The following is a 24,933-nucleotide window of genomic DNA, read 5'->3' on the forward strand; positions in this document are numbered from 1 at the left end:
TCACGCCTGTAGCGCTATCGATAATCCGGAAGCGTGAAGGACTGAATCGCCGGGGTCAGCGCCTTGGCAGCACGCTTGCTGATGAAGGGTGTTGCGACCAAACGCTGCACGGCGCGAAGGACCTTCACCCCCGTGCGACTGCGAGGATGAACCAGACGCGGCACAAGCTTCGGCACATTCTGCGACTTTTTCACCACAGGCCGCAGCAAATATTCGTGCGCAGCAAGGGCCCCTGCAATCGTGTCGGTTCTGGTGAGTTCGCCCGCCAGCACATACGCACCAATCAGCGCCAGCGAAGCACCGACCCCGCCCAGCGGCGTGACACACCAGGCCGCATCGCCCAGCAACACCACAGGGCCATTCGACCAGCGATCCATCTTCACCTGGCGCAGATCATCAAACCAGAAGTCCTCCGCCGCCTCCATCCCCTCCAGCAGACGAGGCACCTCCCATCCCGCGCCTGCAAACGACGCCCGGAGAAACGCCTTCTGCTCGGCAATGCTGTTGCCGACCGTCAGATGGCTACGGCCGTGCACATTAAAGAACGCACGCGTCGTACCGCGATTGTCCGGACGAACACCCGCACTGCGACCTCCCACCGCGTTATACCAACGCGCCGTCTGGCTATCGGTCGGTGCCCGAGGCACGGTAAAGAACGCGCTGGCCAGGTCCATCCGGCGCGGCTGATTCTCGCCGGGAAACACCAGCTCCCGCGTACGCGAGCCGACACCTTCAGCAATAATCAGCAGATCAAAACGCTCCTCGCCACCGCTCTCGAACGTGACAGATACGCCCTCATCATCATGCTCGACCGAGACAATACGATCTCCAAAGCGATAGAACGCATCAGCAGACGACGCCTCATACAGCAGGCGCGCAAGATCCCCGCGCAACACCTCAAGCTCAGCCGTCGGGCCATCGCCCTCCAGACCGGACAGATCAATTTGCGCCGCCGTGCGGTTGTCCTCATCGACCCACGCAAGCCCGGTCTCGCCGGTATTGAGGCCCTTCACCGCCTGCTCAAGCCCCATCAAGCGCAGAACCTGCCGAGCCGCGCCCCGCACATCCACATTCTGCCCGCCATCGCGAAAGGCAGACGCCTGCTCGACAACCGTGACATCACAGTCACGCTGCGCCAGCCACCAGGCCGCGGCACACCCCGCGATACTGGCCCCGGTAATAAGAACGCGGCACGGGCTGCGCTCGATGCTTTTGAACTGATTGATAAGAGGCCCTCGGTGAGAACGATCTGGCTGAGTGGTATGGGGAGCATCATGCACCAGCTGGCGGTTGTGCCGGTAGCGGTGGGTTGTTCCTTTGTGGGTGGCAGTGGGTGTGGGGTGATGAAAGGCTCGCTGGCGTTAGTCGGCACGGGGCGCGGGATGAGTTGCGTTGCAGGCCGCCTGTAACTGGACGCCCCGTACCCATGTGAGTATCATGTCGCCCGCGTCGCACCAGTAGCTCAGCTGGATAGAGTACTGCCCTCCGAAGGCAGGGGTCGTGGGTTCGAATCCCGCCTGGTGCACCACCTCCTATCCCTTGTATAACAAGGGGTTAGCTTCACTGCCAGAAACCTGTCCTAGTCCTGAAAGTCGTTTTTGCCACAAATTTGCCACACTCAAGTGTGGCGGGAATGGTCGAAATGGCAACAATCAGGAATCGCGGTGAGTATCAGTGGGAAGCGCAAATTCGCCGTAAGGGCTATCCAGCCCAGCGCAAAACCTTCGAAACCAAATCCGATGCTCAAGCCTGGGCGCGCATGATCGAAAGCGAAATTGACAGGGGCATCTTTGTCTCTCGCGTCGAGGCTGAACGCACTGCCTTTCATCAACTCATCGATCGCTACATTTCCGAAATTGCTCCGAAGCACAAAGGCGCGTATTCGGAAATCAAACGCCTGGAAGCACTCAAGCGTCATCCGCTGGCGACACGCATCGTTGCGACCCTTACCTCCTCAGATTTTGCCCGCTACCGTGACGAGCGCTTGAAGATCCGCAAAGGCAATACGGTGAAACGTGAGCTGGCTTTGTTTCAGTGCGTGATCGAGGTCGCTCGCCGCGAGTGGGGAATTCATCTCGCTGAAAATCCGGTCAGGATGGTCAGTCGTCCAAGCTATAACGACGAGCGCTCGCGACGGCTCGACCCAATTGAAGAACAATACATGCTCGGCGCGTTAGAGCTTCGTGAGCGACGTACCGACGGCACCTACGCCGATGCATCACACAATCCCTGGATACGGCCCATAGTCCAACTGGCGATTGAGACAGCGATGCGCCGTGGTGAGATTTTCGAGCTGCGCTGGAAGCATGTGAACCTGGATCGTAGAACCGCGCACCTTCCTGCAACCAAGAACGGCCTGCCCCGGACCGTCCCGCTTTCGCCGAAGGCTATCCAGTTGCTGAAAGATTTGCCGCGCTCGCTGTGCGGGCGAGTTTTCCCCACCACCGCTGATGCGCTCAAGAAGGCCTTTGTGCGAGGCCTAGAGCGAGCCAGGCTAAAATACTTAGGGGATTGCGGGGCGGCGCAGGTAACGCCTCAGGAAGACTTTCTGATTAATCTGCGCTTTCACGACTTGCGGCATGAGGCGACCTGTCGGCTTGCGACTAAGCTGCCCAATTTGATTGAGCTTGCGAGCGTGACGGGGCATCGAGAGGTGAACATGCTGAAGCGGTATTACAACATTACTGCGGAGGAGCTGGCAGCAAAGCTGGCTTGATCAGACCACACCCGTCTGTGGCTATCGCTCAGACGGGGCACACTTGCATTCGACTTGGCCAGTCGTTTGCACCGAAATTGACCAGTAAAGTTGAAGAACTCGACCCTCAAAAAGTAGACCCATTGCGATCATTGGCCAACGGCAGAAACCGACCCATTTTAGCCGGGCGCAGCTTGTACGAAATTGGTTTCGGTTCAGCTTACAGCTATCGTTTCTGGCGCGATGGTTGGCTGGTTGTCGCTATGAGCCAGTTTGTGGTAATGCCTCGTCACAACCACGTCACAAAGCATCGCTACGCTGAATAGATGGGCCAGACTTTCTGGTCTAGAGGAGGCCCACCTTGCCCTCTCCACCCAAGCGAAAAAAATCGGAAGACAGCTCTGCCAGTTTGATCCAAGCTGCGGAATACGTCCGCATGTCTACTGATCACCAACGCTATTCCACCGAAAATCAGTCTGCGGCTATCCATGCTTACGCCACGAGCCATGGTATGGAGATCGTTAGAACCTATCGCGATGAAGGCAAAAGCGGCCTAGATATCGGTGGTCGCGATGCTTTGCGCAGATTGATTGATGACGTCCAGGCGGGGAATATCCAGTTCCAAGTCATTCTGGTTTATGACGTGAGTCGCTGGGGACGTTTTCAAAACACTGACGAAAGTGCTCATTATGAATACCTATGCACCAGTTCCGGCATCCAGGTGGTGTATTGCGCAGAGCCCTTCGAGAACGACGGTTCACCTTTAGCAACGATTTATAAGGGCATCAAGCGTTCAATGGCTGGAGAGTACAGCCGCGAGCTCTCTCAAAAAGTTTTCGCCGGTCAATGCCGTCTTGTGGAGAAAGGCTTTCATCAGGGTGGCCCGGCTGGTTATGGACTACGCCGGGCGCTGATTGATGAGAAAAATGAATTCAAGGCAGAACTATCGAGAGGCCAGCAAAAAAGCATCCAGACAGACAGGGTCATCCTAGTTCCTGGGCCCGAGGCTGAAATTGAGGTGGTACAGCACATCTATCACCAATTCATCCACAGCGGACTGAACGAGCGTGAGATTGCCAACGTACTAAATGCAGATGGCCTGCTCACCGACTTCGACCGTCCTTGGAGCAGGGGCAGCGTCCACCAAGTGCTGACCAACGAGAAATATATTGGCAACAATGTCTACAACAAAACATCCTCCAAGCTGCGCAAACGTATCAGTCGCAATCCACCCGACAAGTGGGTTCGCTGCGACGGCGCATTTCAAGGAGTTGTTTCGCTGGAGGTGTTTACCTGCGCTCGCGAAATAATCTTGCAGCGCTCATATCGCCTAGATGACGTACAAATGCTAGAGCTGCTCGGAGCCTTACTTCAACAGGCGGGATCGTTGTCCGGGATGCTCATCGACGAGCAGGATAATATGCCCTCTAGCGCCGCTTATATAAGTCGTTTTGGCGGGCTTTTACGTGCATATACCCTTGTAGGTTATGCACCGGATCGGGACTACCGATATTTGGATATAAATCGGTCGCTGCGACAACTGCATCCGCAGGTTTTTGAAAACGTAATAAAGCACTTGAAACTTGCTGGGGCGAGTGTGGAAATCAGTGCTCAAAATGATGTATTGACAGTTAACGATGAATGGACCGCATCCGTAGTTATCGCCCGCTGCCAATCCACTCCGGCAGGCACTCTTCGATGGAAACTGAGATTTGACAATAGCTTGGCCCCTGATATCACCATTGCTGTGCGCATGGAGCAAGCAAACCAAAAAGTCAGGGACTATTACCTTGTTCCACTTATAGACATGGGCGCTTGGCCACAGAAAATGGCCGAAGAAAACAGCCCTTTGATCGACAGCTACTGCTTCGCAACTCTGGATGTTCTTAACGGGCTAGCTGCTCGTTGCTCCCTGAAAGAGGCTTGCCAATGACCGGCCCATCAACTATACGAGACCGTGTAACACTAATACCGATAGCACAAATCCATATCCTGAACCCTCGGACCAGGAACAAGAAGGTCCACAGCGAGCTCATCGAAAATATTAGAACGGCGGGCCTCAAACGACCCATTACCGTAAGTCGAAAAGCATCTCCCCAAGGGCCGATCAAATACGATTTGGTGTGTGGGCAAGGCCGTCTTGAAGCATTTCTCGCTCTGGAAGCATTAGAAATTCCAGCGTTTGTAATTGACGCTGATGAAGAAGAATGCCTTGTGATGAGCTTGGTTGAGAATGTTGCTCGAAGGCAGCACCGTCCGATAGACCTGATGAATGAGGTTGGACGCCTGAAAGAGCGGGGTAAGACGGATGCCGATATCGCAAAAATAATTGGAAGCACTGCTTCATGGGTCAGCATGATTGTTGTGTTGATCGAGAGAGGTGAAGAAAAACTCCTATCGGCGGTTGAGACTGGTTTGATTCCGCTGAGTATGGCGACGGATATCGCACGCAGTAGCGAAAGTGACATTCAAAATTTACTGACTGACGCCTACGAACGCGGATTCAAGGGAAAGAAAATAACCAAACTTAGGCACCTTCTGGAACTCCGCGCCAAAAAGGACAAGCTCGTGCGAGGAAGCGCACTCGGAATTAGCCAGAATAACAAAAAGAAAAGACTGACCCCAGCTGACTTAAGGCGGCTGTTCGAGCGAGAGGCCGAACGACAGCGCTTAATGGTTAAAAAGGCAGCTTTTACACATGATCGGGTTGTTTTTTCCATTCAGGCTATCAAAGAACTCTTATCCGTCAGTGATTTCGAAAAGCTCCTTTTTGATGAGCATCTGGATTCGTTGCCGAAGTTGATACAAGCTCGGCTTTGGAATGGAGGAGGTTTGTAATGTCTAGTCGACGATATGCTTCTTCTAACACTCAGCCGACTCACGTACCGAAAAATGCCTTTTTGGATGAGTGCGTTCGAGTCGAAATCATCAATATTATGCCGCTCAAAATATCACGACCTGCTGTTAAAGAAAGTCTCAAATACCAGCAAATCCTCGCCTCGATTCAAGACGTTGGGCTGGTCGAGCCACCAGTTGTGATACCAGTGCCTGGCCAAACCGGACATTACTTTTTGTTGGATGGTCATCTACGTATTGAGGCACTTAAGGATTTGGACGAGCTCGAAGTCGATTGCCTAGTGGCAACTGACGATGACACGTACTCGTATAATAAACGTACCAACCGACTTTCTGCAGTGCACAGCAACAAGATGATCGTGCGAGCAATGGAGCGAGGGGTCTCTGCCGAGCGGCTCGGCAAGGCTCTTGGCTTGTCACAACAGACGATCAAGCAACGGTTTCGTCTGCTTAACGGGATTTGTGCCGAGGTCATTTCGCTCCTGGGTGACACTGATTGCCCTGCCAATGTGTTCAATCTTCTACGACAGATGAAACCATTGAGACAAATCGAAGCAGCTGAGCTAATGATTGGAAACCGAAATTTATCCGTTCTTCTTGCCAAAGCCCTGTTGGCAGCCACGCCATCCGACCAACTGGTCTTCACGAGAAAACCCCTACCTGACCAGCCGATATCTCCAGAGTCCATTGCACGCTTAGAGCGTGAGCTAGCCGCCCTGCAGATGCAGATCAAAACAATCGAGGATGACTACGGGCCTGACGTTCTTCATCTCACGGTCATCAAAGGTTACCTAACCAAGCTCCTCGCCAACGCCTCCGTTGTGCGATGGTTAGCCAGACACCAACCAGAGTATTTAAAAGAATTTCAATCCATTGCCGAGCTGACTGAACTGCCGTGGGGGAATGACGAGGCGGGTCCTGTACCAAAGCCCACTCCCGATCAATAATCGCGGCTTTAGATACTCTTGTATGCCCGTGGCCAGTGTTCAATCGCCCCCAACACACATGCATACGTCCGTTGGACGGGCGAGGGATATTTAGAATTGCTACGTTTGCAACCGACATTAGCCTGATCAGTCGAACTGGAAATCGAACTCGATAGCCAATTCCTTAAACTGGCTATTGAGTTCGGCTCGACGAACGACGATGGCATTACGTTCGAGCTCCACGGCTCTGTAAGCTTTGTTGAACGCACTGATAATTTCTTCTTTCGTTAAAATTATCTCTGTAGCTTGTCTCCTAGTCTTTTCCATAACCCCCCGCAATGCGAGCTGCGCGGCTTCGCTATGGAACGACTCCATGACCAAAAATCCAAAAACGTAATCCTTGATCCAGCCTTCGGCCAGCGCCCACGTCAACATCCTTCGATATGTGGGCCAAGCCATGTGCGCCTCACCGCTAACGTAGCGCCGCAGGGTCCTGCCATTTTCCAGCCCTGTGATACTTGTCAGCTGATTTTCTAGCGAGCTCTTTGTCTTTTTTGATGCTCGCAACATGAGCGCGTACAGATGCGTGACTCTGTCCACGGGCACTCGAACCAAGAATTTCTTTCGTCCCGATTCTCGATGCCTTGTCATTTCAAGCACTATGAAATTCGAAACGTCTTCATCTGGGACGTCAGGTAAAAGCAGCTGCGACTGAATGCTTGCGCTCATGAGGCCGATACCCCCTGCCAAAAAGCTGTCCTAGAAATGGAGCGCTTGATTGGCGAAAACTGGAGTCACTTCAGAGCAATCGAGCGGAACCGAGATGACAGTAGACTACGAAACCATTCTAAAAATCCAAAAGCTTGGCGACGATGTTCTCGTTGGCGTAGCAGAGGTAGCAGCACTGACCGGCTTCAGCTTGCTGACAGTGCGTCAACGGATCTTGATCCTGTTCCAGGTCTTTCACGCCTGAGATGGAGACTCGGGGACTTGAGGCAGCGGGCCTATCAGGACTCGCGACAATAGGGTCATCACTGACCATGGCCCTTTCGAGTGAGAACCGGACAACCGACGTATTTCAATTTTTCCTAGTGGCCGTTTCAATTCTCTGCCTCGCAATGTGGTATTTGGTACAGCAGCAAAAACGAGCGAAATCACTCGTCGCCTCTGTCAACCATCAGGAATGCTTGGGCCTCGACGGTACCCAGTTGCTCGGCTATCCAAGCCCGGTCTTCATAGTCTTTGACCAAGCCCGGCGGAAACTCGCTCAATGTCAAAGTGCGACTGGCGATTATCAAATCCGAGACTTCTCGTGGGTCATAGGCTGGCATTGCGAATGGCGGGAGGTCGAGACTATGGAGATGGGAGGCAGTGCTCGGGTCGTTAACGCGACAGGCATGAGCGTTCCAACATTCCAGCGCACACGTCGATTCAAAGACTTCGCACTGATTTTGACGGTTGCTGATGCAAGTCAACCGACCCTACGCTTTCCAATGACTCAGCGCGCAGCACAAGAGTGGTGTACCCGATGCAATATACTTTTCAATGGCTAAAGGTGAGAGGGCTGAATGGCAGAGAACTGCCGTGAAAAACCCTCATGGTCGCTGAGATGCCTCTAGATCAGATGGATAATTTACTGCTTTTATCTATGATCACCGGCCCCCATGCTGCATTCATGTGCATGGGTGCTCATACCTCATTCTTCCGAGCCGCTTCGGAAACCGCTATCAGTAAGGAGGTACCTTGCTAGAACTAATGCAGTATGCGTGGTGCTTCAATCCAGAGGCACAAGAATTTCACAGCGTGCCTACCCTGTTAGTTAGAAATGATCCCGGTGAATACTACGTCATCAGGGACGGATATGGAGATTTGTGGGTGCATGACCCGTGGGGCCGTGAGTGCCACGCCGACTTCAACTTTGTAGAGGTGCATGGAATGAAATTCGATAGAGGGCAGTTCGATCCTGAAAAGGTCGATGATCAAAGAACTAGTAAAGAGCCACCGACCCGTACCTTATTTTTCCTTTCTCCCGAGGAAATAGAGGACTTGCGTGTTGAAATGAAGCGGGATGGTGCATATATGCGCGAGCGCTTGCAAAAGCTCGGCAAGCTGAAATTCGGTAAAGACGACTAATGACCTTGCTATGGGCCGTGACAGTGAATATGAGGTTTACGGACGACTTAGTTTTTACCTGGAGTTGGCATGCAGCTACTCATCAGCAGTCAACTGAGAGCCAGCAAAAGTGGAATTTTATGCACCACGAGCTTGTGTCAACTGTATATCAGTAGCGGCTCGTTTCATTATCAGCGGCAACTGGGCTGCGTCGGAACCGCGCCGTACCTTTACGCACGACGTAGGTCCCAAGCGTTTTATTGAATACTAGCCGCATCATGCTGAAACGCGCCTAGCTTGCTAATGTCTTAGTCCAGCATGCCCCGCATGCTCTGCTGCAATGACGACTTAAGCACTGCATCGCTGGCCACTAGGCGGTAGAGCTCCAGATCTTGACGTCGCCGCATCAGCATGACCTCCTCAAACATTTTCTCGAATGCAAGGGCGCGGTGGTCTTCGTCCTGACTTTTCTGATACTTGGGCTCGAAGTCCGGATGTTCCTGAATACCCTGCAGAATGCTCAGAAACTTCACGCGCTTTTCCTCAGTGGTCACACCCCAGCCCTGGAACCAGCGCTCGTTGAAGCTTTGGATGATCTGATCCAGCGGGTCTTTCTCCTGTTCGCCACCATGTACCCCGCGCGGGTTAGGGTTGGCCGGGTCCAGCTCAGTGTCAGCGTCATCCAGGGCAATGCTGTGGTTCAGTTTGACCCGCTCTAGCCCATAGGACGAAAGGTCTACCGAGTTGAGCAAGGCGTCGATCTCGTCAGCGTCTTTGTCTTGGACCTTAAGTTTCGGAATCAGAAACTTGAGGAACCAGAACAGCTTTTCCCACGCCACGATTTCGTACGGCATGATCGAGGCCATCTGGCCGTAGATCTTCACGAACTGCTTGGCCTTGATCTTGAAATCGACCTTCGCCTCGTCCTCCAACTCCAGCTCTACCTCAAAACGCTCGACGGCAATATCGATCAGCACAGCCAGTTGCTCGGCATCGACATTGTCGAAGTACTGCGCAGCAAACGCTTCGACCTCTGGCCACTCGTAGACGCCGAGCTCGTCCAACTGATCCTTGAGCTCATGCAGCACGTTGATGTCCGTCGCGCGCGACAGACTAGTGGCCGTGTAAAACGGGTCGAAGGAGGCCTTGATATCCTCTACAAGGTTGAAGAAGTCGAGGACGAACAGGTCCTCGGTCTTCTTACCCCACTTCGGCGCAGCGCGGTTAAGGCGTGACAGAGCCTGCACGGCGAGTACGTACTGCAGTTTCTTGTCCACATACATGGCACACAGCTTGGGCTGGTCGAAGCCGGTAAGGTACTTGTTGGCCACCACCAACAGGCGGTACTCGTCGGTGTCGAATTTGTCCCGCGTATCAGCTTCGGCGGAGCCGTTGATTCCCGCCTCGCTGTACTCAATGCCATCAACTAGCTTGTCGCCAGAGAAGGCGATTAGCGCCTTGAACGGGTTGCCGCGTGCAGCCAATAGCCGACTGATGGCCTTGTGATAACGGATGGCTGACTCGATGTTCTGCGTGATGACCATGCCCTTGCCCTGGCCCTTGAGCTTTTTCGGCGTAACCACCTGATCGATGAAGTGGTCCAGCATCACCTCTGCCTTTACGTCGATGGTCTGCTGGTCACGCTCGACATAGGCGCGCAGTTTTTTCTGCGCCTTCAGCTTGTCGAACAGTGGGTCGTCCTCAATGGACTTCTGAATCTCGTAGTAGCTGCGGTAAGTGGTGTAGTTGGCCAGCACATCGAGGATAAAGCCTTCCTCGATTGCCTGTTTCATCGAATACAGATGGAAAGGCTCGAAGCGGCCATCGGCTTGCTGCTCGCCGAACTTCTCCAGCGTGCTGTTCTTCGGCGTGGCGGTGAAGGCGAAGTAGGAGGCGTTGCCGCGCATCTTGCTGTTCTTGATCGCGCTGAGGATTTTCTCTTGAGTGTCGTCTTGATCGTCGCCTCCCATCACCGAGTTCATCGTCCCGTGGCTGCTACCGTCCTGCGAGCTGTGCGCCTCGTCGATGATCACGGCGAAGCGCTTGCCGGCCATGTCGTCGATGCCATCGACGATCCAGGGGAATTTCTGGATGGTGGTGATGATGATTTTCTTACCTTGCTCCAGCGCCTGCTTGAGGTCGGATGATTTCAGCGCTGGGGCGATGATGTTCTTTACCTCGGAGAATTCGCGCAGGTTCTCACGTAATTGCTTGTCCAGCAGACGCCGGTCAGTCACCACAATTACCGAGTCGAACAGCGGCACATCCAGGCCGCGTGCCCCGGCAACGTTCAGCGAGGCCGGGTATGTTTCGATCAGTTGATAGGCCGCCCAGGTTATGGAGTTCGACTTGCCCGAGCCGGCCGAATGCTGGATCAGGTAGCGCTGGCCCACGCCCTGCTGGCTGGCATGCGCCACCAGGCGGCGCACCACATCCAGTTGGTGATAACGCGGGAAGAACAGCGTGCGCTTGGCCAGCGGCGTCTTGCTGCTGCCGTCCAGGCGCACGAAGTGCTGGATAATGTTGGCCACGCTTTCGCGGCTGAAAATCTCCCGCCAGAGGTAGGCGCTCTTATGCCCGGCCAGGTTGGGCGGGTTGCCTGCACCGTAGTTGTGGCCCTTGTTGAACGGCAGGAAGAAGGTCGCAGTACCGGCCAGCTTGGTGGTCATATAGACCTCGTCGGTGTCTACCGTCATATGCACTAGGCAGCGGCCGAATTGCAGCAGCGGTTGGCTGCTATCGCGACCCTGACGATACTGCTTCTGCCCGTGATAACGGGCAGTTTGGCCGGTCCAGGGGTTCTTCAGCTCCAGCGTGGCAACGGGCAATCCATTGACAAACAGCACCAGATCGATCTCTTCTAGGGGATTACTTAGGGAGTAACGCACCTGGCGGGTGCTGCTGAAGATATTCGCCGCGAACTGGCGTTTGACCCGCCCCGAACTGCTGGCCAACGGCGCGGGGTACATCAGGTTGAGGTGCACATCGTCGATGGCCAGGCCGCGTTTGAACAGGTGTAGCACTCCGTACTTCTTCGCCAGCCGGTCAAAGCGCTCAAGGATGCGCAGATCCCAATCATCATAGCGCTGCTTGAGGCGCTCCAATTCATCGCCCTGGCTGTCATGCAGGAACCGCCACAAGCAGCGGGTATCCACGGCGTAGCGGGCATTGAAGTCCTGGACGCGGCCCAGTTGGTATCCGTGGTTGGGGTCGAAGGGCAACTCCTTCACGCCATCGCGAATCGTCGCCTGCTCTTCCAGGCAGTTGCCGGTCAGGTATTTTTCGATGCTGGCTTCCAGCGCCTGTTCGTTGGTCTTGCTTACCATGCCGGCTTCCTTGTGCCTGATCCTTCGTGTCGCTGCCAGGCTAGCCCGGCGCGCTGTGCGAATGTGTAGAAATGTCTAAAACTATCCAGCCAACGGGGCGTAGACATTCGTCGTCACCCACCTGAGCTACCACTAACCCTTTGTTTCCCTGGCATCACAGCCATGAGCAGGGCTGGCTGAGAACCTGCCGAATGTCTAATGCCTCGGCCTATTCGTCTAGATCTATCTGCTCAGTCAAATGAGCGTTATTTCCAACACCTTGAATCTACCGGGTTTTAGCGGTTTTCTAGCGCCGCTGGCCGTCTCTGTCAAATGGCCGGCAAATGAGCGGCGCGCCGACAAGCGCCTAAAACCGGGCCTTTAGCCTAATCTGCCCGCGGCTAAGGGCGGGCCAGTCAAATGACCGTCAAATGAGATCAGGCCCAGCTCGGTACATAGCGATAGGTCTTGCGATTGGCCTTGGGGTCATAAAGGCGGATCAGACCTGCCTCGATGGTATGCTTGATGATCCGGCTGGCCATGGCGCTATTACCTTCCTCAATATGGAAACGCTCGCGCAGCGAGGTGTTGTTCATCGGCTCGCGGTTTACGTATTTCAGACAGCAGTGCTGGTAACAGGCGCGCACGCGGTCTTCTTGTTCCATATCCCGGTAGTCCTTGTGGGCGAACAGCACCACACGGGTATGTTCGTCGGTCCGCTCGAAGATCGGGGCCGGCAGTTGGTACAGCTCGGTCTGGGCGATCACCTTGTCGATACCGCTGCCGCGCTCTTCACAAATGCCGATGCGGCGCATAAAGGAGGCCAGCACCTCGTTGCGGCTGCGCGGCGGGCTATCGAGAAAACGCTGCGGGTCGACCAGCGGCACGCCGGGGTTGGTGATCTCCATGCGCCGCTCGAACAGCTCGATCATCGGCCCGGTGCCGCTCAGGTTGAAGTCCTGATGGATGATGGCGTTGGCCACCAGCTCACGCAGGGCCAGCTCCGGGTACATCGGCACTTCCTGGCGGAAGGCCTTACCAATTTCCTCGTTGGCCGGCAGCAGGGTTTTCAGGGTATCGATCAGCCCCTCGAAGCCCAGGGCATAACCCTTGTTGCCGGTCAGTTCGCGTACCGTCTCTAGCTTGCCGTTACCCTTGTAATGGATCAACCGCACGGCCTTGCGCCCCAGGGCGGGAAAGTCCTGCAGGCGCTTGGCGAACAGAATCGCGCCCAAGTTGCTGATATGCCATTGCCCACTGTCGCTGCGCTGGATCATGCGGTCTGACGCCAGCGCGGCGAGAATCGCCTCGCGTCCTTCCGGTAGGGGCTGGTGAGTCAGGTCAAAGTAGGCGGAATAGTCGAGCAGCTTGAGCACCTGATCGACGCCGAGGTTCTGCGCGGCCAGTTGTTGCTCGAAGGGCACTCGGTCGAACACGCGCCAGAGCGCCCGCTCCTTTTCCGGGAACTCGCGCAGCTTCTTTTTGTAGGAACCGACGCGGATATATTCGACGCCATCGAACTGCACTGGGGTATGGCTGGCTGCCTGAACCTCTAAAATCACTACCGACTGGCCGTCGGCGGCGGCAAATTCGAAGAAGCGGAAGTGGATCTTTGGCGCAGTTTTCTGCAGCAGCCAACTTTCCAGCTCCTGCTGCTTGTAGCGGGTGGCCGAGGGCTTGAAGGCCGTGCCGATCACCGCATGGCTGGCATCGTCGATACCCCACAGCAAATAGCCATATTGCTTGCCGAGCAGGGCGGCGGCATTGGCCAGCGCCGAGATATATTCACCAATCAGTGGCGCGTCATCGTTGCTCTGCTTGAACTCTACCCATTCGGTTTCCTGCGGCAGCGCACGCAGCTCCCGCAGCAGTGATTGCAGATAGCCAACGTCGCGCTCAACGCTCATCAGGCGAACTCCCGTTCCTTGATTTCGGCAGGCTCCACCACCCCCGGCACCTTAATCTTGCCGGTCACGGCACTATTGATCAGGGTGGCTTTGTATTCTTTAAGTTTGGTGATTTGTTGTTCCAGCAAATATAGACTCCGATCTGCTTTTGACAGCCAGCTAGCTAAATATCTAGCAATCTCTTTTTGCTCATCCAGAGGAGGGATTGGCAAGTCAACAAGAGCAAAATTTTCGAAATTTAGATCTTGCCCATCCCGAATAAAATTTGCTGTTGCTTGTAATGCAGCAATATATCGCTTGGACTTCAACAGGTAGCTATAGTAGTCAGGATCAATACCGGGCAATGGTTTGAGAATCACATAAGAGGATCGGATGCATCCGCTCGCCCAGGCGCGCTCTAATCCGCCCTGAAAACTACGCATGCTTATTACGAAATCATCAACTTCTACATGCTTCCTTTTTTCTAGATTAAATAGGATTTTTACAACCTTTCTGCCAACCTTTTCTTCATATTCATCCTGCGGTATGACGCCATAGGACTGAGTTGCAGACAATTGGATGTCATTTTTTCTTGCAAGTTCTTTTCGCTGAGCAAACGTGAATTTACTTCTTCTAACCTCCCAATGTTTAGGGATTTCGCCAATCCATTCGATGCCGGCATTACGCATGGGCGAAGCAGGATCGAGGCCACGGGTCACGGCCTGCTGGACCAGTATCTGCTTGCGCTCTTCAAGCAACTCGATCTGGTGTTCTTTTTTAGAAATAGCCTGGGCGATTAGTGATGTTTTTTCTTCCAGAAAATCAACTATTTTTCGCTGCTCATGCAGCGAGGGTAGCGCCAACTGGAAATTTTCAACATATGAAGTCGAAACACGCTTCTGTCCTGCAGAACCAATCATTAGCGCCTCTCCTTGCCGCATAAAGAGATCGCTCTTGGTTATGTAGTAAATAAAATTAGGTATGGCTTTTTTATTTGCTCGAAGAACATGAAACTCTGTGGAGCCGAACCCTACCCTGGTTGGCATATCACTTAAAACAGCTCCTTTCCCATTTTCAAAGCAAGGCGTTATTTTGGCCAGGATCACATCCCCAGCCTCGAAGTTAGTAAATCCCGAAACCAGATTTTTGGAATCCTTAGGTTCTGAATAGTCTACTTGGCCGTCAGCGCTTACAGCCTCCATAGGAAGAAAGGACGCAGGCTCTCCCCATCTAACTCTGGACAAGGACAGATAAGGATTTATGAGGGCAACATGCTTTAACCGGCATATCCGCCATTTCTTCGCAGTGTCTGAGCTCGAACAGGTGCCTTCAGCAACCTGTAACTGCAGAATTTCAGGCGCGGCCATACTGCGCCCCTGAAACGGTATCTACAGAAATGCCAAGAATCTCCGCTATCAATCCCTCGGCCTGCTGCTCCAGCGCAATTATCTCCCGCGCCACCTCGTCCGTGCTGCGCAGCGGCTGGTGCTTGTAGAAGTATTTGTTGAAGCTGATCTCGTAGCCGATCTTCACCGACTCCAGATTGATCCAAGCTTCCTCAACATGAGGCTGCACCTCGGCTTTGAAGAAATGGTGGATGGAGTCGGCCAGGGGGATGCTTTCGCTGTCGCGCAGGTCGCTATTGGACTCGTAGGTAATCCATTCGCCGGCCTTGTCGCTCGGGTAGTAACCGAAATCGGCTAGGTCGGCCTCGATGCAATCCAGCCGCTCAAGCAGGGCGGCCAACTCGGCGCGGTCGAATTTCTCTACCTTGCGCAGCACCTTGACGGCGTTTTCGTCGTACCAGCTGACGGCGTTGAGCACTTGGTTGCGCTCGCTGGCACCGAGCTTGATGCCGACCTCTTTGTTTAGTTGTTTGAGCACCTTGTCCACCAGCTTGGCGAACAGGTTGAAGTCGTCGTATTCGTCGCTGCCGATGGCCTGCATCAAGTAGTTGGCCACGGTCACCAGCAGCGCTTGCTTGGCCCAGGTTTCCAGGTTCAGCAACTTCTTGCGTTGTTTGATGTTGAGCTCCAAGCCTTGTTCTTCGCACCAGGCGAGGATGGCTTTTTCGTGCGTGGCCAGGGCTTCATCCTGGTACAGCGCTTCGCCCCACTGCTGGTAGATCCATTGCATGGGTTCGCGCAGGGCTTTGTCGAAGCGCAGGGTTTCAATGCGCTCGGCGCTGAACTGCGCCTTGCGCCGGTCTGGCCGTTCGATGCTGACCTTGTGGTAGCCGAAGTCGCGGTTGTCGAACACTTGGGCGGCAATGCCGTCGCCACCGGCCGGGCGGTCAAGGCTGGCGAGGTCGAGGTAGGTTTGGGTAATCAGCTCGATATGTTCGGGGGCAAATTCGCAGTTCTTGTTACCGAGGTTCTTACGCAGTTTGCGGTACAGCAGGCTGGCGTCGATCAGTTGCACCTTGCCACGGCGCTGCACCGGCTTGTTGCTGGAGAGCAGCCAGATATAGGTGGTGATGCCAGTGTTGTAGAACAGGTTGTTGGGCAACTGGATGATGGCGTCGAGCAGGTCGTTTTCGATCAGGTGGCGGCGGATATTGCTCTCGCCACTCCCGGCGTCGCCGGTAAACAGGCTGGAGCCGTTGTGCACCGAGGCGATGCGCGAGCCTAGGCTACCCTCGCCCGAGGCCTTCATCTTGTTGACCATTTCCATCAGAAACAGCAGCTGGCCGTCGCTGGAGCGCGGGGTGGCGTCCTGCATCTCTGGGTTGTCCCAGTAGTCCCTGAGGCTGACCTTGAAGCGAGGGTCAATCACCTCGCCGCAGTCTTTAATGAACTTCTGCTCGCTGGCCCAGCTCTTGCCGTAGGGGGGGTTGGACAGCATAAAGTCGAAACGGCTGCCGGCGAACTCGTCCACCGACAAGGTGGAGCCGGGACGGATGTGGGCGGGGTTATTGCCTTTGATCATCATGTCCGACTTGCAGATGGCGTAGGTCTCGTCGTTGATTTCCTTGCCGTACAGGTGGATGTCACGCTGGGTGGTAGGATCCGGGTATTTCTCTTCGATAAAGTTCTGCGACTCGGTAAGCATGCCGCCGCTGCCGCAGGCAGGGTCGTAGATGGTCATGACCGGGGGCAGGCTATCCTTGATCGGGTCGAATACCAGGTGAGTCATCAGCTCGATCACCTCACGCGGGGTGAAGTGCTCGCCGGCTTCTTCATTGTTCTCTTCGTTGAACTTGCGGATCAACTCTTCAAAAACATAGCCCATTCCTAGATTGCTCAGGGCAGGCAGACGGTTGCCTTCTGGATCCTCGATATCCGTCGGGGTCAAGTTGACGTAGGGCGAGGTGAATTTTTCCAGCACGTCCAGCAGCACGTCCTTGCTGGCCATGTGGCGCATCTGCGACTTGAGGTTGAAGCGCCGGACGATGTCCTTAACGTTATCGCTGAAACCGTCGAGGTATTCCTCAACGTTGTTCAGGAGGATCTGCTGGTTGTTGGTGGCTGTCTTCTGCAGCTGGCTCAGCGTCCACTTGCTGGTATTGTAGAAGACGTAGCCGGAAGCGGAGCGCAGGGCGCTGTCATCCAGCTCGGTCTGGCTCATTTCCCCCTGCTGAAAGGCCAGCTCTTCCATAACCTTGGCTTTGCTCGGCTCCAGAAGGGCATCCAGCCGGCGCAGTACGACCATGGGCAGGATGACGTCGCGGTACTTGCCGCGCACATAGACGTCACGCAGGCAGTCGTCGGCAATTGACCAGATAAACGAAACCAGTTTGTTGTGGACCGCGTGGTTCAACTGCAAATACTCCAAATCAAAGCGCTGGCTGGCAGCGCTGCCAGGACGCTTTAACGCGGCCATGTGCAAGCTAAGGAACGCATCTTAACCAATGCAACCACGCTTTTGGCAGTTGAGATAAGCAACGGGGCCTTCCCTATACGGGACCGGCAGCTGCAACGGACAGCTAGAATGCATAGGAGCGGGCTACTTTGGGCTGTTGTCGTGGTTTTAAAATACCCCCCTTTTACATCACTAGTGGGGCCTTAAAATGCCACAAATTTGCCACACTCGCCCCGCTAACTGGGGCGAAAACTCGCTAACCCCAGCTAACACAACCCATTGATTTACCAGCTAATCCCCGCTAACGTATTGATTCTAAACGTCGACTTTTAGGACTCCGAAGGCAGGGGTCGTGGGTTCGAATCCCGCCTGGGCATGTGAGAACGCCTTGTTACCACTATAAAAAATACCTAAACCACGACCCCGACGAGTAAAGTACCGCCGCCCGAGACGTGGATCCGGGTTTTCCCATGGAGTTTCATCTTGAAGTCATTTAGCAAAGTCGTCGCCGCAGCAGTATGTGGTCTGGTTCTGGCGGGTTGCACCGGCACCCCTATGAAAACCCCGCAATACGATAGCAACCAGTACACCGTCGTAGGTCACAGTGAAGCAAGCGCCACCGGCCTGATGCTGTTCGGTTTGATCCCGATTCGTCAGAACGACCGTTTCGTTCGTGCGCAGAACGGCGCCATCCAGGCCAAGGGTGGCGATGCGCTGATCAATACCCAAGTGCAGGAGAAGTGGTTCTGGGCTTGGGTTCTGAACGGCTACACCACTACCGTTTCTGGTGACGTGATCAAGCTGAAAACCGCTAAATAAGCACTGCCCGTTTTCAGAAAGCCCGGTTCGCCGGGCTTTTCTGTTTCTGGCGATTGGCGGATGCGCTGCCGAGCGATGGAGCAAGCGCTGACATCCATCGTTACCCACTGCCAAAAGGTTTAGCATTCAGCCCACTTTCGGATGTGAAGTTTTCTGCATGACGGCCTTCTACCTCAAGTTACTCATCACCCCCGCGCTGATGCTGGCTATTTCATTGGCGGCAAAGCGCTGGGGTACCGGCGTGGCAGGGTTGCTTTCCGGCCTGCCGATGACCTCGGCGCTGGTCATGCTGTTTCTCAGTCTTGAGCAAGGCACTGCATTCGTCTCGATGGCGGTGCCCGGCGCATTGGCCGGGCTGGCGGCGATTCAGGCGACTTATCTGTTTTACTTTCTGGTTACTCGACGCGTTTCAGCGGTGACGGGATGCACCTTGGCCTTGGCTGTGTATGGCGTAACGGCCTTTGCGATGAACCTGTCGGGCTCACTGGCGCTGTCGATCATCTTCACGCTGCTGATGGTTGCGTTGATCGTTGTTGCCACCTCGAAACAGGCACCACCGGATGTAGCGTCATACGTTGCAATGCCGCGCTGTGTCATTCCAATGCGAATGCTGACGGCCACCCTTCTGCTGCTGGCGATTACCGCAAGCGCTACCTGGCTCGGGCCGGTGGTCAGTGGGCTGCTGGCACCGATCCCGGTGATCGCCTGGCCGCTTGCAGTGTTTGTCCATGTGCAAGGCGGGCGTTATGAACTGGCGGCAATAGTCCGGGGCAATGCCATTGGCGCGGTCGGGGTGGTGAGTTTCTACCTGACCCTCAGGTATTCCATACTGCAATGGGGCGCGCTTGTGTCTATCACGGCTGCCGTTTTGCTGGCTGTTGTGGTGACGGCTGGGTTGGCGCGGTTGTTGGCGAAGCGGTAGGGCTTATAGTTCTCTCACAGACGTTAAAAAACACTCCAGCCATGCTCCTCAAGGTGCCCTATGAATTTGATACCCGAACTGAACAGCGAGGCGAGCGTGCTGATATGCGGAGCCAGCCGAGGTATCGGCTTGGCAATGTGCGCAGCGTTGCTTGCTCGCGATGATGTGGCTCAGGTATGGGCGGTCGCGCGACAAGCCAGCAGCTCTACAGAGCTGGAAAAGCTCGCAGAGCAATATGGCCAACGCATCAAACGAGTCGACTGCGACGCGCGTGATGAACAATCCCTTGAAGCACTCGTGAGCGAGACGCTTGAGGGATGTGAGCATCTGCACCTCGTCATCAGTACGCTAGGCATTCTTCATCAGGACGGCGCAAAAGCAGAAAAGGGCCTGGCACAACTGACACTTGCGAGCCTGCAGGCGAGTTTCGCGACCAACACCTTTGCACCGATCCAGCTGCTCAAACACCTACTCCCGTTATTGCGCAAACAACCTTCTACCTTCGCGGCGCTCTCCGCGAGGGTTGGCTCCATTGGCGATAACCGACTGGGTGGCTGGTACAGCTACAGAGCCAGCAAAGCGGCGCTCAACCAGTTGCTGCACACGGCCAGTATCGAGTTGAAACGCCTTAACCCGGCCTCTACTGTCCTGGCAATACACCCAGGCACGACTGACACGGAGCTGTCTCAGCCCTTCCAGGCGAACGTACCCGAAGGCCAACTGTTCGAACCGGCGTTCTCGGCGGATCGCATCATTGAGGTGGTAGGCGCACATGGACCGGCCGACAGCGGGACCTTCTGGGCTTGGGATGATAAGCCTATTGTTTGGTGACTTATCTCACTCACCAGATCCAGGGCAACGCATGAGCCAAGTGGAAATTCGACACATCACCCATCTCCCCGCGCAAATTCTCGCGTTAGAAAAAGAGGCGATTGGAGAGGGTTTCAGATTTATCACCCGCCTGATTGCCGAGTGGCACTCCGGGGCAAATCGCTTCGATGCCCCCGGCGAATGTTTTATGGCAGCGTATTTGAACCAGCAACTAATAGGCATCGGAGGCCTTTCAGTTGATCCATACGTCAAAACGAACACGGCAAGGCTACGACGCGTTTACGTCAGCGCTTCGTCAAGAGGGTGCCACGTAGGGCGGACACTGGTAAAGGCGCTTGTTGCGCATGCAGCTCTGCGCTTTCAAAGCGTGCGCCTCGCCACCGATACTTCCGCAGGCGACGCGTTTTATCTGAAGTGTGGCTTTATGCGAATAGATCATGACGATGCCACTCACGCCATGTGCTTGAGCTCCATAGAGAGACCTACCGAAGTATGAATTTGGCCCGCGAAGAAATTCGAGATTTTCTTATCAATGGCGTCGTTGTGGGCGATCTTCTTTTACCCACGCACTATGCCAAACTGGATCGTCTTGATGATTTTCAGGCGGGCTTCCGGACCCACGGGAATACCGGCGAAAGCCTGGTATCCGATACTGAAGGCGAATGGAATCCCGATTGGCATGTCCTTGCAATGACCGGGCTGGATGACCCGGTTTTTATTGCAGCGACCGAAGCTCCAAGCGGCTATCCCGTCTACATAGCCGCCCACGGAGCAGGTCGATGGGACGCAATACAGATAGCGCCGAGCCTTATGGTTTTTCGCCGTTTGCTGGAAGCATTGGTAGAAGTGAATGATGACGTCGTCGAATTCAATCGCTTGATCATGGCCGAGATCGGCTCTGCGAATCAGTACTGGCGTGAAGTAATCGAGGCGCGTCAGGAAGCAGAGCTCCTGGAGCAATCGACACCCGAAATCAGTGCCTGTGATCCGGCTGATTTTGAAAGTGGCGACTTGATTGTTATTGCCTTGGGTCTTCATAAGCTCAAGGTCGTTCAGTTAGTCAGCAAAGAGCGCGAATTGTCACTGAAGGAAGCTCTGGCACTTGCCGACGCGTCTGAATTCAAGGCCGGAAGCGGCTCAAAACGTCAACTGCGCCAATTGTGCGACCAATTGAAGGAGTTAGGTGCAACAGTCGAATTTCGGCCCAATTGACAGCTGGGCGCATACCCGGCCTGTCATTCGTGGCAGATCGTTATCGACCAGAAGCAACCCTCCGCGAACAGAAGCCTTTGACGACAACGCGTCACTCGCGCACGCTGTTTTTCCCCTATTTATTTACTAGGCTTCTGTATGTCATCCGCGACCGTAGTACTGATCGACGCTTGGCCACAGCCAAGCACGTCGCCCGACCCCGTCGTGTTCGCCACGGACACTCAGCTATGTTTACGGTATTGCACCGATGGGGAAGAGATAGCTGTAATCCATTTTCCTCTGGTAAAAAAATTTCAGTTTGGCTCACCAAACGATGAAGCGTTGGGCGGCCATCCGCTTATTGGGCTTGGCCTCAAGCATTACCAAATTCATCGGATAGATAATTCGCCTTGGCTAGCAGAGCTTGAGCAGAGAAACGCCATCCATCCACGACACGATAAACGGCTGTTCATAAAAGATGCTGTCCATTATGTCTTCACGTTTCAGGACTCTACCTTGGAATGCATCGTCATTGAGGGGCCGTTCTGGCATCCAAAAGTACACGTCTTTACCTCGGAGCAGGAGGCAAAGGATGGCTGGCGCGAATTAATAAATGAGCTGGACGCATGAACCGAATGTGTCGAAAGCAGCTGCAGCAAACGGTAGGTTTCGACGAGACTGTCAGAAATTTTGTGTTCGGGCATAACATGTAGCTAGGAGGGTGTAGACAAAATCATGTAGTGAGTCGGCGCGCGAGTATTCGAGCCTCGGCCAACCAAACCCATGCCTCGCTTACCGCAAAAAGGCGATCATGATGCATGATCAGTCGCCGAGCTCTCTCATTCCAGGCATGAGTTCGCTCCACTACCCATCGCTTGGGCATGACCACAAATCCAGTCTGAACAGGCTCCACGGAAAATAGATCGCCTTGTTCAGAGTGCCATTGCCCTGTTCTTCTGTTATTCGGGCCACGGATCACTTGAACATCGATAGCGTGCAGTTGATGGGTGCGCTGTGCCCATTTTCCTGCGTACGCACTATCAACAAAAAGCGTGCTCAGTGACGGATATTTTTCCTTCGAGTACGCCACCGCATCATCCGCCGCGTCACGATCCTGCACGCTTGCAGCACTGATACTGACAGCCAGCAGCAGGCCCAATGTATCGACAATCAGACTTCGTTTACGCCCCTTCACTTTTTTGCCTGCGTCGTAGCCGCTGTCACCGCCTTGAGGAGAACTGCGGGTCGACTGTGAATCCAGGATCGCTGCTGACGGGCTGTCAGCGCGTTCTTCCCGCTCACGCCATTGAGCTCGCAAGCGATCATGCATTTGCTCGAACTTGCCTTGAGCGCTCCACCGGCGGAACGTTTTGTAGACATTGTCCCAATGAGGAAAATCGCGGGGTAGCATTCGCCATGAGCACCCCGTGCGTACGACATAGCAACAGGCTTCCAGCAACGTGCGCCGAGAGTGAAGCGGTGGCACTCCTCGTCCGCCCTGGCTTTCAAACAGGTCGGCGACCAGTGCCCACTCGGTATCTGTCAAGCAACTCGGATATAGCTGCTCCGGCAGTTGGCGGCGGTGGGTTTCATTGTAGCCATAGGCTTTATTAGGTTCAGGTGACTGAAAACTTCCCTTGGCCCGCTGCTTTACACGCGTAATCCCTGCCATTTTCAACGCTTTTGCAAAGGTGTCGGGATGCGCAGTGATACCGGTTTCGGCGAAGAATACGAGCGCCAATTCGGCCTGGCTGGAATAGGGCTGTGCATGAGCGAGTTTCACCAGCACGGGATAGTGCTCGGCGGCAATCGAGCGAGGACGTCCGGTTTTAGGCATGGCTTGAGGGCTATTCAGACAAGGGAGTGAAAGTTTAATTTATTTTGTCTACACCTTCTAAGGAAACTCTGAAAAAGACTTCCTAATTTGGCAAAATCTCCGGACACCAGTCGCCGAGCTTTTCGATGATGAAACAGATGACCTTCGCCGACGCCGAGTATGCCGGCAAGCGCAAGCAGACCCGTAAGGAATTGTTCCTGATCGAGATGGATCAGGTGGTGCCCTGGAAAGGTTTGATTGCCCTGATTGAGCCCTATTATCCAAAAGGAGAAGGTGGCCGGCCCGCCTACCCACTGATGGCGATGCTGCGTGTTCATCTGATGCAGAACTGGTTCGGCTACAGCGATCCGGCGATGGAAGAAGCGCTGTATGAGACGACCATCCTGCGTCAGTTTTCAGGCCTGAGCCTGGAGCGCATTCCAGACGAAACCACGATTCTCAACTTCCGTCATCTGCTGGAAAAGCACGAGTTGGCGACCGGGATTCTCGGCGTAATTAATGGTTATCTGGGCGACCGTGGCTTGTCGTTGCGTCAAGGCACCATCGTCGATGCCACGCTGATCCACGCGCCCAGTTCGACCAAGAACAAGGATGGCAAACGCGATCCTGAGATGCATCAAACCAAGAAAGGTAACCAGTACTATTTCGGCGCCAAGGCTCACATCGGCGCCGACGACGAGTCAGGCCTGGTGCACAGCGTGGTAGTAACAGCGGCCAATGTGGCAGACGTCACGCAGGTTGCCAAACTGCTGCACGGCGAGGAAAACGTAGTCTGCGCCGACGCAGGTTACACCGGGGTCGAGAAGCGCGAAGAACACGCTGGGCGCAAGGTCATTTGGCAGATTGCCGCCCGCCACAGCACTTACAAAAAGCACGGAAAACGCAGTATTTTGTACAAGGCGATCCGCAAAATCGAGAAGGCCAAGGCCCAGGTTCGCGCCAAGGTCGAGCATCCGTTTGGGGTCATCAAACGCCAGTTTGGCTATGAAAAAGTGCGCTTTCGGGGCTTGGCCAAGAACACCGCGCAGATGGTGACGTTGTTCGCCCTGTCAAACCTGTGGATGGCCGGCCGACATTTGTTGGCGAGCGCAGGAGAGGTGCGCGTGTAATGCAGGAAATGGTTACCGCAAAAGGCTTTGCAGCGGCCGAAAGAGCTAAAAAGCGAAGATAATTGAGCAAATTTCGACATGCATCGTTTTTTGAAAAGTGCTGAGGACTCGGTAGCCGGAAAACATCCGGCTACTTCAGACCTTCCCTAAATCCCCGAGATCAGCAGCTTGCCGAAAATATGCCTTTGATGCGGGTAAATCTTGCTTTACTCCGTAACCTTTCTCAAGGTAGTGCGCCATATCGTAATAACCGCCCGGAATACCCTGCGCGATCAGATGCTCCACAATGTCAATCGCCTCTTTGCTGCGATTGTTACTATCAACAGCACCTTGAGAAATCAGGATGTGCAGGTTGGTCGCTGCTTTATAGTTCCCTGTTGCATAGGCCAAACGGTAGTATCTGCCTATTTGCTGATAGTCTTTGGTGCCTTTTTTCGATTCTAGAAATAGCGCATAGCGATACAGTGCCTGAGCATCCTCGCTTATAGCAGGCAGATTGTCGGCTTCGTGAGTGCAGGTAAACGAAAGCCTCTCCATGGCTTTAGCCATGTCTTCATCAGTAACGCTGTCGTGACCTTTCTTCTCGCAAGCGCAGAGGCTTGTCGTGAGAATTGCCAGAAAAACCAGCCTTGTGAACATTTCC

The 24,933-nt window shown here is 54.4% G+C and carries 20 protein-coding genes, 1 tRNA gene and 1 pseudogene; 14 read left to right on the forward strand and 8 right to left on the reverse strand.

Annotation, left to right across the window (positions count from 1 at the left end):
- Positions 1 to 14 precede the first annotated feature (14 nt).
- Positions 15 to 1,283, reverse strand: a complete 1,269-nt coding sequence (locus tag FFH21_RS00115) for an FAD-dependent monooxygenase (protein ID WP_041924373.1) — start codon at positions 1,281 to 1,283, stop codon at positions 15 to 17.
- A 168-nt stretch (positions 1,284 to 1,451) separates the two neighbouring features.
- On the opposite strand from FFH21_RS00115, the gene FFH21_RS00120 reads away from it, so the two are divergent.
- From FFH21_RS00120 to FFH21_RS00140, 5 genes are all read left to right on the forward strand, one after another.
- Positions 1,452 to 1,528 (forward strand) — tRNA-Arg (locus tag FFH21_RS00120).
- 105 nt (positions 1,529 to 1,633) lie between these two features.
- On the forward strand, positions 1,634 to 2,716 hold the full coding sequence (locus FFH21_RS00125; protein WP_234696893.1) for a site-specific integrase: 1,083 nt from the start codon (positions 1,634 to 1,636) through the stop codon (positions 2,714 to 2,716).
- A 340-nt stretch (positions 2,717 to 3,056) separates the two neighbouring features.
- Entirely contained in the window at positions 3,057 to 4,628 is a 1,572-nt protein-coding gene (locus tag FFH21_RS00130) for a recombinase family protein (protein ID WP_011167332.1), read from the forward strand.
- Entirely contained in the window at positions 4,625 to 5,533 is a 909-nt protein-coding gene (locus FFH21_RS00135; RefSeq protein WP_011167333.1) for a plasmid partitioning protein RepB C-terminal domain-containing protein, read from the forward strand. The genes FFH21_RS00130 and FFH21_RS00135 overlap by 4 nt, the downstream gene beginning before the upstream one ends.
- Complete coding sequence (locus FFH21_RS00140) at positions 5,533 to 6,498, forward strand: plasmid partitioning protein RepB C-terminal domain-containing protein (protein ID WP_011167334.1); 966 nt, start codon at positions 5,533 to 5,535, stop codon at positions 6,496 to 6,498. The genes FFH21_RS00135 and FFH21_RS00140 overlap by 1 nt, the downstream gene beginning before the upstream one ends.
- A 126-nt stretch (positions 6,499 to 6,624) precedes the next feature.
- Here the strand turns inward: FFH21_RS00140 and FFH21_RS00145 are convergent, their stop codons facing one another.
- Positions 6,625 to 7,206, reverse strand: coding sequence for a hypothetical protein (locus FFH21_RS00145; protein WP_005737332.1), 582 nt, complete (start codon positions 7,204 to 7,206; stop codon positions 6,625 to 6,627).
- Positions 7,207 to 7,255: 49 nt separating this feature from the next.
- On the opposite strand from FFH21_RS00145, the gene FFH21_RS29805 reads away from it, so the two are divergent.
- Together FFH21_RS29805 and FFH21_RS00155 are read left to right on the forward strand one after the other, a co-directional pair.
- Positions 7,256 to 7,450: a hypothetical protein gene (locus FFH21_RS29805; RefSeq protein ID WP_162885656.1), complete on the forward strand. Its 195-nt coding sequence runs from the start codon at positions 7,256 to 7,258 to the stop codon at positions 7,448 to 7,450.
- Between the two features lie 770 nt (positions 7,451 to 8,220).
- Entirely contained in the window at positions 8,221 to 8,610 is a 390-nt protein-coding gene (locus FFH21_RS00155; RefSeq protein WP_011167335.1) for a hypothetical protein, read from the forward strand.
- A gap of 287 nt (positions 8,611 to 8,897) precedes the next feature.
- Here FFH21_RS00155 and FFH21_RS00160 read toward each other — a convergent pair whose 3' ends face one another.
- The 4 genes from FFH21_RS00160 to FFH21_RS00175 all read right to left on the reverse strand — a co-directional run bounded on the left by FFH21_RS00160 (position 8,898) and on the right by FFH21_RS00175 (position 17,539).
- Entirely contained in the window at positions 8,898 to 11,915 is a 3,018-nt protein-coding gene (locus FFH21_RS00160) for a type I restriction endonuclease subunit R (protein WP_011167336.1), read from the reverse strand.
- 416 nt (positions 11,916 to 12,331) lie between these two features.
- Positions 12,332 to 13,801: an ATP-binding protein gene (locus tag FFH21_RS00165; RefSeq protein WP_011167337.1), complete on the reverse strand. Its 1,470-nt coding sequence runs from the start codon at positions 13,799 to 13,801 to the stop codon at positions 12,332 to 12,334.
- Positions 13,801 to 15,147, reverse strand: a complete 1,347-nt coding sequence (locus FFH21_RS00170; protein ID WP_011167338.1) for a restriction endonuclease subunit S — start codon at positions 15,145 to 15,147, stop codon at positions 13,801 to 13,803. Before FFH21_RS00170 ends, FFH21_RS00165 begins: the two co-directional genes overlap by 1 nt.
- Positions 15,134 to 17,539 carry a class I SAM-dependent DNA methyltransferase gene (locus tag FFH21_RS00175; protein WP_011167339.1) on the reverse strand — a complete coding sequence of 802 codons (2,406 nt, stop codon included), beginning with the start codon at positions 17,537 to 17,539 and terminating at the stop codon, positions 15,134 to 15,136. Before FFH21_RS00175 ends, FFH21_RS00170 begins: the two co-directional genes overlap by 14 nt.
- Positions 17,540 to 18,064: 525 nt before the next feature.
- Between FFH21_RS00175 and FFH21_RS00180 the strand changes: the two genes are divergently transcribed.
- The 6 genes from FFH21_RS00180 to FFH21_RS00205 all read left to right on the forward strand — a co-directional run bounded on the left by FFH21_RS00180 (position 18,065) and on the right by FFH21_RS00205 (position 21,974).
- Positions 18,065 to 18,400: a hypothetical protein gene (locus tag FFH21_RS00180; RefSeq protein ID WP_004663115.1), complete on the forward strand. Its 336-nt coding sequence runs from the start codon at positions 18,065 to 18,067 to the stop codon at positions 18,398 to 18,400.
- Positions 18,401 to 18,557: 157 nt separating this feature from the next.
- Entirely contained in the window at positions 18,558 to 19,322 is a 765-nt protein-coding gene (locus tag FFH21_RS00185; protein WP_041924376.1) for a hypothetical protein, read from the forward strand.
- Positions 19,323 to 19,382: 60 nt separating this feature from the next.
- Positions 19,383 to 20,153 (forward strand): SDR family NAD(P)-dependent oxidoreductase, encoded by a 771-nt coding sequence (locus FFH21_RS00190; RefSeq protein WP_041924377.1) that lies wholly within the window; start codon positions 19,383 to 19,385, stop codon positions 20,151 to 20,153.
- A gap of 31 nt (positions 20,154 to 20,184) precedes the next feature.
- The gene (locus tag FFH21_RS00195; protein ID WP_004663122.1) at positions 20,185 to 20,649 is read left to right on the forward strand and encodes a GNAT family N-acetyltransferase; all 465 of its coding nucleotides are present in this window, start codon (positions 20,185 to 20,187) and stop codon (positions 20,647 to 20,649) included.
- The gene (locus tag FFH21_RS00200; RefSeq protein WP_004663124.1) at positions 20,646 to 21,365 is read left to right on the forward strand and encodes a hypothetical protein; all 720 of its coding nucleotides are present in this window, start codon (positions 20,646 to 20,648) and stop codon (positions 21,363 to 21,365) included. Before FFH21_RS00195 ends, FFH21_RS00200 begins: the two co-directional genes overlap by 4 nt.
- 138 nt (positions 21,366 to 21,503) lie before the next feature.
- Complete coding sequence (locus FFH21_RS00205) at positions 21,504 to 21,974, forward strand: hypothetical protein (RefSeq protein WP_004663126.1); 471 nt, start codon at positions 21,504 to 21,506, stop codon at positions 21,972 to 21,974.
- A 103-nt stretch (positions 21,975 to 22,077) separates the two neighbouring features.
- Here the strand turns inward: FFH21_RS00205 and FFH21_RS00210 are convergent, their stop codons facing one another.
- Entirely contained in the window at positions 22,078 to 23,181 is a 1,104-nt protein-coding gene (locus FFH21_RS00210) for an IS5-like element ISPsy19 family transposase (RefSeq protein ID WP_004663854.1), read from the reverse strand.
- Positions 23,182 to 23,309: 128 nt separating this feature from the next.
- Here FFH21_RS00210 and FFH21_RS00215 point away from each other — a divergent pair, with 128 nt between their 5' ends.
- Entirely contained in the window at positions 23,310 to 24,290 is a 981-nt protein-coding gene (locus FFH21_RS00215) for an IS5-like element ISPsy2 family transposase (RefSeq protein ID WP_145119537.1), read from the forward strand.
- 150 nt (positions 24,291 to 24,440) lie between these two features.
- Here FFH21_RS00215 and FFH21_RS00220 read toward each other — a convergent pair.
- Positions 24,441 to 24,929: pseudogene (locus FFH21_RS00220) on the reverse strand (sel1 repeat family protein); the annotation flags it as partial.
- Between the last annotated feature and the right edge of the window lie 4 nt (positions 24,930 to 24,933).

This window comes from Pseudomonas sp. KBS0707, from assembly GCF_005937945.2.
In the GTDB taxonomy this organism is placed as follows: domain Bacteria; phylum Pseudomonadota; class Gammaproteobacteria; order Pseudomonadales; family Pseudomonadaceae; genus Aquipseudomonas; species Aquipseudomonas amygdali.